The organism is Mycobacterium bulgaricum (assembly GCF_041287165.2).
Classification (GTDB): Bacteria; Actinomycetota; Actinomycetes; order Mycobacteriales; family Mycobacteriaceae; genus Mycobacterium; species Mycobacterium bulgaricum.
The window spans coordinates 1138026-1150241 of sequence record NZ_JBGGKV020000001.1 but is presented as its reverse complement, the minus strand read 5'-3'; the positions used below and the strand labels follow the sequence as shown (position 1 = coordinate 1150241).

14 protein-coding genes and 1 tRNA gene are annotated in these 12216 nt (G+C 67.4%); 10 read left to right on the top strand and 5 right to left on the bottom strand.

The annotated features are described in order from the left end of the window. Positions 1-51 precede the first annotated feature (51 nt). From ACAG24_RS05625 to ACAG24_RS05615, 3 genes are all read left to right on the top strand, one after another. Positions 52-813: a DUF1365 domain-containing protein gene (locus ACAG24_RS05625; protein ID WP_370471803.1), complete on the top strand. Its 762-nt coding sequence runs from the start codon at positions 52-54 to the stop codon at positions 811-813. A 97-nt stretch (positions 814-910) separates the two neighbouring features. After that, the gene (locus ACAG24_RS05620; RefSeq protein ID WP_370471802.1) at positions 911-1495 is read left to right on the top strand and encodes a sigma-70 family RNA polymerase sigma factor; all 585 of its coding nucleotides are present in this window, start codon (positions 911-913) and stop codon (positions 1493-1495) included. Continuing rightward, positions 1492-2217 (top strand): anti-sigma factor, encoded by a 726-nt coding sequence (locus tag ACAG24_RS05615; protein WP_370471659.1) that lies wholly within the window; start codon positions 1492-1494, stop codon positions 2215-2217. The genes ACAG24_RS05620 and ACAG24_RS05615 overlap by 4 nt, the downstream gene beginning before the upstream one ends. A 24-nt stretch (positions 2218-2241) precedes the next feature. On the opposite strand, the gene ACAG24_RS05610 is transcribed toward ACAG24_RS05615, so the two are convergent. Continuing rightward, the gene (locus tag ACAG24_RS05610; protein ID WP_370471658.1) at positions 2242-3339 is read right to left on the bottom strand and encodes a glutamate--cysteine ligase 2; all 1098 of its coding nucleotides are present in this window, start codon (positions 3337-3339) and stop codon (positions 2242-2244) included. A 131-nt stretch (positions 3340-3470) separates the two neighbouring features. On the opposite strand from ACAG24_RS05610, the gene ACAG24_RS05605 reads away from it, so the two are divergent. Beyond that, positions 3471-4343 (top strand): LLM class F420-dependent oxidoreductase, encoded by an 873-nt coding sequence (locus tag ACAG24_RS05605; RefSeq protein ID WP_370471657.1) that lies wholly within the window; start codon positions 3471-3473, stop codon positions 4341-4343. On the opposite strand, the gene ACAG24_RS05600 is transcribed toward ACAG24_RS05605, so the two are convergent. The 3 genes from ACAG24_RS05600 to ACAG24_RS05590 are packed head-to-tail and all read right to left on the bottom strand — an operon-like array spanning position 4292 to position 5813. After that, positions 4292-4561 (bottom strand): cytochrome C oxidase subunit IV family protein, encoded by a 270-nt coding sequence (locus ACAG24_RS05600; RefSeq protein WP_370471656.1) that lies wholly within the window; start codon positions 4559-4561, stop codon positions 4292-4294. The genes ACAG24_RS05605 and ACAG24_RS05600 overlap by 52 nt on opposite strands. Further along, positions 4561-5145 (bottom strand): cytochrome c oxidase subunit 3 family protein, encoded by a 585-nt coding sequence (locus ACAG24_RS05595; RefSeq protein ID WP_370471655.1) that lies wholly within the window; start codon positions 5143-5145, stop codon positions 4561-4563. Before ACAG24_RS05595 ends, ACAG24_RS05600 begins: the two co-directional genes overlap by 1 nt. Continuing rightward, entirely contained in the window at positions 5142-5813 is a 672-nt protein-coding gene (locus ACAG24_RS05590) for a hypothetical protein (protein WP_370471801.1), read from the bottom strand. The genes ACAG24_RS05595 and ACAG24_RS05590 overlap by 4 nt, the downstream gene beginning before the upstream one ends. A 152-nt stretch (positions 5814-5965) precedes the next feature. On the opposite strand from ACAG24_RS05590, the gene ACAG24_RS05585 reads away from it, so the two are divergent. Next, a tRNA-Arg gene (locus ACAG24_RS05585) sits at positions 5966-6038 on the top strand. A 232-nt stretch (positions 6039-6270) separates the two neighbouring features. Further along, positions 6271-7113 (top strand): helix-turn-helix transcriptional regulator, encoded by an 843-nt coding sequence (locus tag ACAG24_RS05580; RefSeq protein ID WP_370471654.1) that lies wholly within the window; start codon positions 6271-6273, stop codon positions 7111-7113. A 21-nt stretch (positions 7114-7134) separates the two neighbouring features. Here the strand turns inward: ACAG24_RS05580 and ACAG24_RS05575 are convergent, their stop codons facing one another. Then, positions 7135-7821: an ANTAR domain-containing protein gene (locus ACAG24_RS05575; RefSeq protein ID WP_370471653.1), complete on the bottom strand. Its 687-nt coding sequence runs from the start codon at positions 7819-7821 to the stop codon at positions 7135-7137. 192 nt (positions 7822-8013) lie between these two features. On the opposite strand from ACAG24_RS05575, the gene ACAG24_RS05570 reads away from it, so the two are divergent. From ACAG24_RS05570 to ACAG24_RS05555, 4 genes are read left to right on the top strand one after another with little or no spacing between them, the layout of a single operon-like run. Next, positions 8014-9240, top strand: coding sequence for an acetyl-CoA acetyltransferase (locus ACAG24_RS05570; protein WP_370471652.1), 1227 nt, complete (start codon positions 8014-8016; stop codon positions 9238-9240). Then, positions 9237-10769 carry a carotenoid oxygenase family protein gene (locus ACAG24_RS05565; RefSeq protein WP_370471651.1) on the top strand — a complete coding sequence of 511 codons (1533 nt, stop codon included), beginning with the start codon at positions 9237-9239 and terminating at the stop codon, positions 10767-10769. The genes ACAG24_RS05570 and ACAG24_RS05565 overlap by 4 nt, the downstream gene beginning before the upstream one ends. 23 nt (positions 10770-10792) lie before the next feature. Continuing rightward, complete coding sequence (locus ACAG24_RS05560) at positions 10793-11650, top strand: winged helix-turn-helix transcriptional regulator (RefSeq protein ID WP_370471800.1); 858 nt, start codon at positions 10793-10795, stop codon at positions 11648-11650. 11 nt (positions 11651-11661) lie between these two features. Further along, positions 11662-12216, top strand: coding sequence for an isochorismatase family protein (locus ACAG24_RS05555; protein ID WP_370471650.1), 555 nt, complete (start codon positions 11662-11664; stop codon positions 12214-12216).

The window sequence follows — 12216 nt, the reverse complement described above, 5'->3', positions numbered from 1 at the left end:
AGGCCCTCCCATCCAGACGGGGCGCGGCTCCGAATACGGGATGTGAAAGCCATACGTGCGGGGGACCGGACGACCTCTGCCCTGTACCGCACCCGGATCACGCATCTGCGGCGCGCTCCCGTGCACCACTATTTCGAGCATCGCAGCTACAGCTGGTTCGTCGACCTGGACGCATTGCCGCAGCTTCCTCGCTGGCTACGCCCCTTCGCCAGGTTCGAGGCACAAGACCACCTGTGGGAGAGCGCTGTCGACACGATGCGTGGTCGCGTCGATGCGTTCCTCGCGGGCAAGGGGATCGAACTCCACGGTGGCCGGATCACCGCCCTGCTGCACGCCCGCGTCTTCGGCTACGTGTACAACCCCCTGAGTCTGTACTGGTGCCACGACGCGGACGGGGTGCTCCGTTATGTCATCGCCGAGGTGCAGAACACCCACGGCCAGCGGCACGCGTACCTTCTTCCCCCCTCGGGTGTCCAGCCCACGATGGTCGACAAGAAGCTCTACGTGTCGCCGTTCAACGACGTCGACGGGCATTACCTGGTGCAGGCGCCGCAACCCGGCGACGAGCTCGATGTGCGGATCTCGTTGCACCGCGACAATCAGCCGGCGTTCGTCGCGACGATGCGCGGCACCCGGCGTCCCGCGACCCTTCGGCAGATCGTCGCGCTGCAGATGACGGCTCCGATGGCGCCGCAGATGAACGTGCTGAGCATGCGCATCCAGAGCATGCTGCTGTGGCTGAAGCGGGTGCCCATGGTCCCGCACACCTCCCCCCGCAGTGACGAGGACCGCGAGAAAGTGGACCAGCTGTGAGTGGTCCGACATCCACCCCGACAGTGGCGACGTGACTGCGGTCGGCGGGCTGCAGCCCGGCCTTCTTCGCGCCACGGCTTCACAAGGTGCGCTGACCTTGACGGCATCGGCGCTGGTGGGCGTTAGGCTACGGCTCGTGACCGCCGAACTCGACGCATTGTTGCGCCAGGTGGCCCGTCGCGACGCCGAAGCGTTCGCCACGTTCTACGACCAGACGCGCTCACGGGTGTTCGGGCTGGTCACCAGGGTGTTGCGCGATCCCGGCTACAGCGAGGAGACGACGCAGGACATCTACCTGCAGGTGTGGCGCAACGCAGGCAATTACGACCCGTCGGCCGGTTCGCCGCTGGCCTGGCTGCTCACCTTGGCCCATCGGCGCGCGGTGGACCGCGTGCGTTCCGAGGAGGCGGCCAGCTCCCGCGAGTCGCGCTACGGCGCGGCGACGGTCGAGCCGCCGGCCGACCACGTAGCCGATGCGGTGATCAGCGGTGACGAGCGGCAGCAGGTGACGGCCTGCCTGGACACTCTCACCGAGACTCAGCGCGAATGCATCCAGCTCGCGTATTACGACGGCCTGACCTACGTGCAGGTGTCGGAGCGCCTGGCAGCCAACCTCGCGACCATCAAGTCCCGGATGCGCGACGCGATCCGCGGCCTGCGTAGATGCCTGGGGGTCGCATGACCAATCCGCACTCCGCCGACGACCTGCTGTCGCTGGCGACCCCGTATGCGTTGCACGCCCTGACCGACGGCGATGCCGCCGAGATCAATCGTCAACTCGCCGACGCTTCGCCCGACATCGCCGAGGCATTCGCCGCCGAGGTGCGCGCCGTCCGCGAGACCATGGCCGTCATCTCCGCCGCCACCGCCGTCGAACCACCGGCACATCTGCGCTCTGAGATTCTGCAGCAGATCTCTGACGACAACGTGAGGACACTGCCGCCCACGCAGCCGCGGCAGCGGCGCTGGACAAGGGCGGTGCTCGCCGGCGCCGCCGCTGTGTTCATCGGCCTGGGCGCCGTGTTCGTCGGCTATACGTTGCGTCCGGCGCCGACACCGACGACGGCGGAAGAGATCTTCGCCGCGCCGGATGTGCGCACCGTCTCGGGGGAGATCCCCGGCGGTGGCACCGCCACGGTCGTGTTCTCCCGCGAGGAGAATGCCGGCGTGCTCGTCATGAACAACGTGACGCCGCCGCAGACCGGCACCGTGTACCAGATGTGGCTCATCGACTCCGAGGGCCCGCATCCTGCGGGCACGATGGATTCCGAGCAGGTCGCGCCGTCGACGACGGCGGTGCTGTCGGACCTCGGGACGTCGCAGACACTGGCCTTCACCGTCGAGCCGCCGGGTGGGTCGCAGCAGCCCACAAGCCCGGTGTTCGCGCAACTGCCCCTCGTCTGATCCGTCAGGGTCTTTTCCCGGACGTCAGGGCGCTTCGAGGGTCGCCGTCGCCGCCTCGGCGATCACGTCGCCGACGTCGTGCCGCGCGCCCCATGCGCGTCGCTGCCGGGTCGCACCGTTGCCGCGCTGCGCCAGTTCCGCCAACCCCGTCGTGACCAGAGCGAGGTCACCCGAAGCCTCCAGCGCGGGCCGGACCTGCTCGACGAGCCCGTCCAGCAGACCGAGCATCGGCGCAGCGACGTGGTTCTCCAGGTCGAGGCCGTCACCGTCGATGCCGTTGCGGGCCGCCTTCCAGTACGCGGCCTTGAGCGCGTGCGGAGCCAGCGGCATGACGGAGTCGCCGCGCCGCTCCTCGTCGAGCACCGTCATCACGCACCCGCGCACGAGCGCGGCGAACAGCACGGTGTCGGCCACCGTCGCCGGCACGTCGGCGACTCGCACCTCGACCGTCGGGAAGTTCTTCGACGGCCGCACATCCCAATAGACCATGCCGTCGTCGCGGATCACGTCGTTGTGGCACAGCATCTGCACGGCAGCGTCGAACTCATCGGCCGAATCGAAGTGCGGCGGCGGACCGGCGCTGGGCCACCGTGCCCACAGCACGCTGCGCCAGCTGGCGTGCCCGGTGTCGGCGTTGCGGTAGATCGCCGAGTTCGCGGTGAGGGCGAGCAGCAGCGGCAGCCAGGGGCGCAGCCGGTTGCTCACCACGATCGCGGTGTCGCGGTCGGGCACGGCCACGTGCACGTGGCAACCGCAGATGCCCTGTTCGTGGGCGATCATGCCGAACCGTTCGCCGATGTCTCGGTAGCGCGGGGTGTCGGTGATCGGGAAGTCGTGAGGCAGGGTCGGCGGCAGCCCCACGGCGAGTAGCCGGGCGCCGGCGCGGTCGGCCGCCTCGGCCGAGTTGCCGCGCAGCCGGACGAGCTGTTCACGAAGGTCGTCGACATCCCGGACGACCCCTGTGGCCGTCTCGACCTGACAGCTGGTGAGCTCGAGCTGCAGTTCGACCTCCAGCTCGGCAGCCCGGTCGGCGACCTCCCGGTTGAGGGCGACGGGAGCGCCGGACTCGGGATCGACGAGAAGAAATTCTTCTTCGACGCCGAGGGTCGGGATGTCTGCCATGGCTCCAACGAACGAAAAATATTGATCCGGCCCGTCGGATATTTCGACGACGGGCCGGATCGGGGTGATGAAAGTCGATTGCGTATATGCCCCAGCCCAATACGGTTCAAACCTGGCTCTACGATCACGATGTGGCAACGGAATTCCGGTTCGGCGTCGGCGTCACGCGGGCCGGTTCGCGAACCAAACTCGAAGACAGCGCCCGCCGCGCGGAGGCCCTCGGCTTCGACGTCCTGCACGTTCCAGATCATCTCGGTGGGCCCGCCCCGTTCCCGGTGCTGACGGCGATCGCGAGGGCGACCTCGACGTTGCGGGTCGGCACGTTCGTCATCAACTCGGCGTTCTACCGGCCGGCGCTGCTCGCCCGCGATGTAGGAGCACTCCACGACCTGAGCGACGGGCGGTTTGAGCTGGGTCTAGGTACGGGCTATGTGAAAGAGGAATTCGACGCGGCCGGCATCCCGTATCCCAGCGCTCGGGAGCGCGTGGACCACCTCAAGGCCACCACCGAGTACATGGGCGAACACCTTCCCGACGTGCCCGTCATGATCGCCGGAAACGGTGACCGCGTCCTGCGGATCGCCGCGCGCAACGCCGATATCATCGGCCTGACGGGAGGCGACCGGGCGGCCACGCCCGATGAGGACCCGCTGGCCGACCGCATCTCGTTCGTGCGGGACGCCGCCGGTGACCGGTTCGAGGAGCTCGAGCTCAACATCGCGATCACCGCGATGCCGGTCGACGACTCCGGTCACCCCGACCTGACGATCCCCCGGATCTCGCTGCCGGGCCTGTCCGACGAGGAGCTGCTGCGGCACCCCGGCGTGCTGTCGGGGTCGACCGAGGAGATCGCCGAGCGGATCCGCGGCTATCGCGACGTCTACGGGATCAGCTACATCATCGTGCAGATGCGCCACGCCGAGGCATTCGGCAAAGTGATCGAGCTACTGCGTCAGAGCCACAGATACAGCCCGGACAGCACCGCCCACATCACCACGCAGTAGCCCTCGAACGCCGCGCGCAACGGGATGGGCGCGTGGCGCAGCTCCATGAAGTCGAGCCCGACCAGACGCACTTTGATCGCGGCGATGCCGAGCACGAGGACGGCCACCATCGAACCGGTGCCGTGCTCGGCCCCGACGGCCCACGACACGACGGTCGCGGCGACGAGGAACAGCCAGCTTGCGCCGGCGCGGTTCTTCAACAGCTCGAGAACTCTCATCAGCTCACCAGGTAGAGCAGCGCGAACAGGAAGATCCACAGCAGGTCGACCAGATGCCAGAAGCAGGCTGCCCCTTCGATGAGCGCGGTGCGGGTGACGCTGAGCTCGGGCCTGCGCGTCTGGCTCAGGACGAACGACAGCGCGCCGAGGCCGATGCAGACGTGGAACAGGTGCAGCCCGGTGAGGATGAAGTAGTAAAGGTAGAAGTCGTTGGCGCCGGGCCCGTGGCCGGCCATGGCGAGCGAGACGTACTCGTAGACCTTGAGCGCGATGAACGCCAGCCCGCAAAGCATCGCCACGGCCACCGCGCGGCTTGCCATCTGCCGAGCGCCTGCACGTATTGCGTTGAGCGCCAACACGACACACAGCGAGCTCGTCAGCAGCACCAGAGTGTTGACGACGCCGACGCCGACGTGCAGCGTGGCCCTGGCGGCGTCGAAAACGTCCGGCGCCTTGGCACGTTCGACCAGGAACGTGACGAAGAAGGCGCCGAACACGAGCATGTCGCCGAACAGGAAGACCCAGGTGCCGCTCTCACCGGGGATCCGCCGCGCGTCGCGCGGCGGATGAGCCGTGGCCGTCACGCGGCGACGGGCTCGACCGACAAGGCCTTCTGCTCGGCCTTGATCGACTTCAGCATCACCGCGGTGGTGGAGAACAGCCACACCACGAGCACGAGACCCGGTATGTAGAAGGCGAATACGCCGTTCCATGCGAGTGGCCCGTCGTTGAAAACCACCACGACGCAGCCCGGCAGCGACAGGGTGGCGACCCACAGGTTGAGGTAGCCATACCACCGCGGGAAGGTCGGCGGGTCGGTCTTGTCGGTGAACGCCGCGGCGGCCAGCGTGAGGTTCTGGATGATGATGGTGCCGACGATGCCGATGAACCACAGCCAGAACACGTCGTTGAGAGCCTGGGTGAGTTCGGCGGAGCGCTCCTCGGGACGGTACGCGGCGACGCCGAGAAAAAACTGCGGGAACAGCAGAGCCGGGACAAACACCGTCGCGGCCATCAGCTGGGTCATGGACAGCATGCCGAAGTGGCCTTCGACCCTGCGGATGCGCAGCACGATCGTCGCGAGGAACGGCAACGCGAGGACGGCGCTGAGCAGTGCGCCCGAGACCCCGAACCGGATCCACAGTTTGTGGTCGACGAAGAACGCGGCGATCTCGTCGGCCGGGGCGGCCGGGGACAGCGGCGGAAACAATTGGGCGATACCGGAGAAGCTGGCGCCGTAGAGAAGGATCATGACGGTGCCCGACCAGGCGCCGATGCGTTGCAGTGTCAGCTCCACGGCAGGCACGCTACCGGCCCCAGCCCAAAGTTTTGACACTTTTGACATAACTCAGAATCGGCGTTGTGGGCCGGGCGCCAGATCCAGGTAAGCTTCCCCCGGTTGCCGCCCCCGTAGCTCAGGGGATAGAGCACGGCTCTCCTAAAGCCGGTGTCGCATGTTCGAATCATGCCGGGGGCACTTCGTCTGCGTATTCGCCACCGAACGTGGGGGCCACGCACGCTCTTTCGGTCATATCCGTGCGTAAGCCCCACGCTCGACCCCCGATTCAAGGGGATCCGCCAGCCGATGACCGACTTCCGCGTCCGTTGCGGACTTCCGTCCGCCGGCATGCCGGACGCCTGAATTCGGTTCACGAGGCAGGGATTCCGAGTCCCTGGCTGACGAGGTCGACGGCGGCGACAATGACCGGATGGATCGTGACGCGCTGGCAGAGTTTCTGCGTCGCCGCCGCGAGGCGATGCGGCCCGCGGACGTCGGCCTGCCGACGGGCCCGCGCCCGCGGCGCACCGCCGGTCTGCGCCGTGAAGAAGTTGCCCAACTGACCGGCATGTCTGTCGACTATTACGGCCGACTCGAACAGTCACGCAGCACGCAGCCGTCGCCGCAGATGGTGCGCGCACTGGCGCGCGCCCTTCGGCTGACCGACGACGAAACCGACCATCTCTACCGACTGGCCGGCCATGCCGTCCCGGACCGCGACGCGACGTCGATGCACGTGCGGCCCGCGTTGATGTTCGTCCTCGACCAGATGCGGGACGCGGCGGCCTTCATCTGCTCGGACACCTATCAGGTGCTCGCCCAGAACGATCTGGCGAAACGGCTCATGGGTCACCGCACCTCCGTCACCGGTGCGCTCGAAGAGAGCATCGCGTGGCAGTGGTTCACCGATCCGGACAGCCGGTCGAACGTCCCCGCCGACGACCACGCCGAACACAGCCAGGTGACGGTCGCCGATCTTCGCGCAACGTGGGCGCGCCGCCGGAACGACAGCGACGTGTGCCACCTGATCGAGGCGCTGCTGGCCCACAGCGCCGAGTTCGCGCAGCTGTGGGCACGCCACGAGGTCGCGGTACGCCGGATGCAGCGCAAGACGTTCGTCACGAAGGTCGGGCCGATCACGCTCGACTGCGAAGTACTGGCGACCTATGACGGTCAGAACCTCGTGGTGCTCACTCCCCCGGCCGGCTCGTCGGCCCTCGACGACCTACATCTGCTGCGCGTCGTCGGCGACCAGGCCGTCGACTCGCATTGACCGCGGTGCTGCGGCCTGACTTCAGGTGCCCCTGGTCTCGATGACCTTCTGTGCGACCTCGACGAGCTTGACATTGCTGTCCTGCGACAGTTTGCGCAGCATCTCGAACGCCGCGACATCGTCGATGTCGAAGCGCTCCATGATGATGCCTTTGGCCTGACCGATCCGGTCCCGGGTCGACAACGCCGACTCCAGTTGCTCGCTCTCCCGGCTCGCCATGATGGCCGCGGCCGCATGCGCCGCAAGCACCGCGCCGATCGTCTCGGCGTCACCGTTGAACGCGTTGGCCTTCATCGCAAACAGGTTCAGTGCCCCCGCGGTCTGCGTGCTGGTGTACAGCTTGAAGGACAGCGCGCTGAGCACCCCGAGTTCTACGACGGCCGCCGAGTACAGGGGCCACCGCTTCTCGGCGCGGAAATCGTCGGTCCGCACGATCAGATCGTCGACCGCAGCTTGATAGCAGGGTCCTTCGCGGTACTTCATCTGCAGCGCGTCGAGCCGGTGCGGCAGGTCCGAGGTGGCCCCCACCGAGTCCCACTTCCCGGACTTGCCGATCAGAAGGACACCGGCGGTGTCGGTACCCGGGATCAAGCGTTGGGCCTCTGCGGTGACGTCGGACAACACATCCTCGACCTTGCGTGGCGCCGCCACCGAGCGGGCCAACTCCGCCATGCGTCGCGCGAGCTCGTGACCGGACGGTTCTGTCATGGCTACAGAATCCCCCATGAGGGCTCCTTCGTACACGTCAGGGGGTTTGCGCATCAATATCGAGGGCAATGCAGCCGTGAGACAGGCGTCGACGGTCGACAGTGGCGCTTGTCGAGGTCTCGTCGGTTCAGACTGCGAGCCGGCGGGGCCGCCCGTCTGTAGTCACTCTGTCAGTTGTAGTACGGTGCCGGAGTGGGCTCCACAGGCGTCTGGATCCTCGGTGGCTACCAGAGCGATTTCGCGCGCAACTTCGACCGCGAGGGCATGGACTTCGCCGGCCTGACGGCCGAAATCGTGACCTCGACACTCGACGCGGCCCATGTCGACGCGGACGAGATCGGCGTCGTGCACGTGGCCAACGCCTTCGGTGAACTGTTCGCCCGTCAGGCACATCTGGGCGCGATGCCCGCCACCGTGGACGACGGGCTGTGGGGCACCCCGTCGGTACGCCACGAGGCCGCGTGCGCATCCGGCGGCGTCGCCATCGTGTCCGCCATCGCCGACCTGCGGTCCGGTGCGTACCAGTCGGCGCTGGTGCTCGGGGTCGAGTTGGAGAAGACAGTGCCCGGCGACACCGCGACCTCGATCCTCGGCGCCGCCGCGTGGACCGGCCACGAGGGCGGTGACGCGAAGTACCTGTGGCCCCACATGTTCGACGCCGTCGCCGCCGAGTACGACCGCCGCTACGGGCTCGATCCACTGCATCTGCGCGCCATCGCAGCACTGAACTTCGCCAACGCGCGCGCCAACCCGCGGGCTCAGACCCGCGCATGGTCGATACCCGAGCAACTGACCGACGACGACATCCAGAATCCCGTCATCGAGGGCCGCCTACGCCGCTTCGACTGCAGCCAGATCACCGACGGCGGGTCAGGCGTCGTCCTCGTCACCGACACCTGGTTGCGCGACCACCCCCGCGCGCGGCCTCTCGGCCGGATCGACGGCTGGGGCCACCGCACCGTCGGACTCGGCCTGCATCAGAAGCTGGACCGTTCGCGGCGCGACCCCGCGGAGGACTATGTCCTCCCCCACGTCCGAACCGCCGTCCTCGACGCATTCGACCGCGCCCGCGTGACGCTCGACGATGTCGACGGTTTCGAAGTCCACGACTGTTTCACCCCCAGTGAGTATCTGGCCATCGACCACATCGGCCTCACCGCGCCGGGCGAATCGTGGAAAGCCGTCGAAGCGGGCGACATCGAGCCCCGCGGCCGCCTGCCGATCAATCCCAGCGGCGGTCTCATCGGCGGCGGACATCCCGTCGGCGCGACCGGGGTCAGAATGCTGGTCGACGCGGCCCGGCAGGTCAGCGGCACAGCCGGCGATTATCAGGTTGACGACGCAAAAACGTTCGCCACGTTGAACTTCGGCGGCAGCACCGCCACCACCGTCAGCTTCGTCGTCGGGAGGACACCATGAGCATCACCGAAATCGTCGGCAAGTACCTGTCGACGCTTCCCGAGGATGACGATCACCCTTACCGCACGGGCCCCTGGCGCCCGCAGACCACCGAGTGGGACGCCGACGATCTGGCCGTCGTCTCCGGCAAGATCCCGGACGATCTCGACGGTGTCTACCTCCGCAACACCGAGAACCCCCTGCACCCCGCGCTGAAGAACTATCACCCGTTCGACGGCGACGGCATGCTGCACATCGTCGGCTTCCGCGACGGTAAAGCGTTCTATCGCAACCGATTCGTGCGCACCGACGGCTTCCTGGCCGAGAACGAGGCGGGCGGCCCGCTGTGGCCCGGCATCGCCGAGCCCATCGAACTCGCGCGTCGCGATTACGGCTGGGGCGCACGCACACTCATGAAGGACGCCTCGTCCACCGACGTCATCGTGCACCGAGGAGTGGCACTGACGAGCCACTACCAATGCGGTGACCTGTACCGCGTCGACCCCTGCACCGGCAAGAATCTCGGCAAGGAAACGTGGAACGGCGGCTTCCCCACCGACTGGGGTGTGTCGGCGCACCCGAAGGTCGACGACCGCACCGGCGAACTGCTGTTCTTCTCTTACAGCAAGCAAGCCCCGTACCTGCGCTACGGTGTGGTCGACGATGCCGGCGCGGTGGTGCACGGTGTCGACGTAGAGCTGCCCGGACCGCGACTGCCGCACGACATGGCGTTCACCGACAACTACGTCATCCTCAACGACCTTCCGCTCTTCTGGGACACCGAGCTGCTCGACCACAACATCCACCTGCCCAGATTCCATCGCGACGTCCCGTCGCGGTTCGCAGTGATCCCTCGAAGGGGCGACCGCTCGCAGATCATGTGGTTCGAGGCCGACCCGACCTACGTGCTGCACTTCCCCAACGCCTACGAGGACGGTGACGAAGTCGTGCTCGACGGCTTCTTCCAGGGCGACCCCGAGCCCGCCGACAACGGCATGGGCAACAGGTGGCAGCGCGCCTTCCGGTTCCTGGCGCTCGACCGCATGCAGGCCCGACTGCACCGGTGGCGGTTCAACACCAAGACCGGAGCGGTCCGCGAAGAGCAATTGACCGACACCATCAGTGAATTCGGCATGATCAACCCGGCCAACACCGGCCGCCCCTACCGCTACACCTATGCCGCGACCGGTAAGGCCGCCTGGTTCCTGTTCGACGGACTGGTCAAGCACGACCTGCACACCGGCTCAGAGCAGCGGTATGCGTTCGCCGACGGCGTCTACGGCAGCGAGGCCGCGATGGCGCCCCGCGCGGGCGGTACCGAAACTGGCTCCGGCGAAGACGACGGCTACCTCATCACACTGACGACCGACATGAACGCCGACGCATCGTACTGTCTGGTGTTCGACGCGGCGCGTGTCGAGGACGGTCCGGTCTGCACGATTCGATTGCCCGAACGAATCTCCAGCGGAACACATTCGACGTGGGCGCCCGGCGCGGACCTGCCCCGGTGGCGTCTGGACGACAACGCAGCCGCTGCGATCGGCCTGTGAGTGAACCCAACGCCGTCGCGCGGATGCTCGGCCTGCTCGGCGATGAGTGGACGCTGCTCATCGTGCAACGAGCCCTACTGTGCGCGCGCCGTTACCGCGACTTCGTCGCGGCGCTGCCGGTGTCGAACGCCGTGCTGTCGAACCGTCTGCAGAACCTGACCGAGCAGGAACTGTTGTCCCGCAGCGAGTATCAAGGCAACCCTCCGCGGTTCGAGTACCTGGCCACGTCGACGAGCCGTTCGCTGTGGCCGATGCTGACCTCGATCTGGGAGTGGGAACGACGCTGGATACCCGACCACCCCGAGCCCCTGCCCAGGATGCGGCACACGGCCTGCGGGACAGAGTTCACGCCCCTGGTCACATGTCGGGCCTGCGAGGAGTTCGCCGACGACAAAAGCGTTGCCGCACAATGGGGACCGAGCGGCTCGTGGGAGCGTTCCATCCCGGCGGCAGGCACCCGCAGGCGCTCCGCCGCGCGCCGGTCCGGCGCCGCCGAGATGTTCCCGCAGACGATGAGCGTGATCGGCGACCGGTGGGCGTTCGCCCTGCTCGTCGCCGCATTCGTGGGTGTCAGCCGGTTCACGGATTTCCAGACCCAACTGGGTGCCCCGCCTGTGACGATCGCCGACAGGCTGACCGTGTTCACCGAGGAAGGCATCCTGGTGAACAGCGAGGCCCGGTACCGGCTCACCGAGAAAGGTCGGGCGTTCTTCCCGGTTCTGGTGTGCGCGCTGGCGTGGGCACAGCGGTGGTTCCCGTCCCCCGAGGGCCCGGCCGTGATCCTGACCCATACGGCGTGTGCGCGGCGGTTCACGCCCGTCCTGGTCTGCGACCAGTGCCGCGGACGCCTGCGCGGCTCCCAGATCCACCCCGTCTCGTAGACAATGGCGTCATGACCACACTCGAAAACAGGCCCCGCAGCGCACTTCTCGTGGTGGACGTGCAGAACCTCGTCGTCGATGGCGCGTACCGGCGTGACGACGTCATCGCCAACATCGCCGCATTGGTGGACAGGGCACGCAGCGAAGGCGTTCCCGTGGTGTGGGTGCGGCACAGCGACGAGGCTCTGGTCAGGGGCAGTGACGGCTGGCAGATCGTCTCGGAACTCGCGCCGAGAGCGGACGAGGCGATGGTCGACAAGAACTACGGCGATGCGTTCGAGGCCACGAACCTCGACGATGTGCTGGCCGACCGGCAGGTCGGCCGCCTCGTCATCACCGGTTCAGAAACCGACGCCTGCGTGCGCTCCACCCTGCACGGCGCGTTCACCCGCGGCTACGACGTCACCCTGGTCGGGGACGCGCACACCGCCGGGGACAAGACCCAGTGGGGCGCCCCGCCGGTGGAGGCGGTGATCGCCCATACGAACCTCTACTGGAAACATCAGGCCGCTCCGGGCCGGACCGCAGGTGTCGAGTCCACTACCGACGTCGCCCTGCGCCGGTGA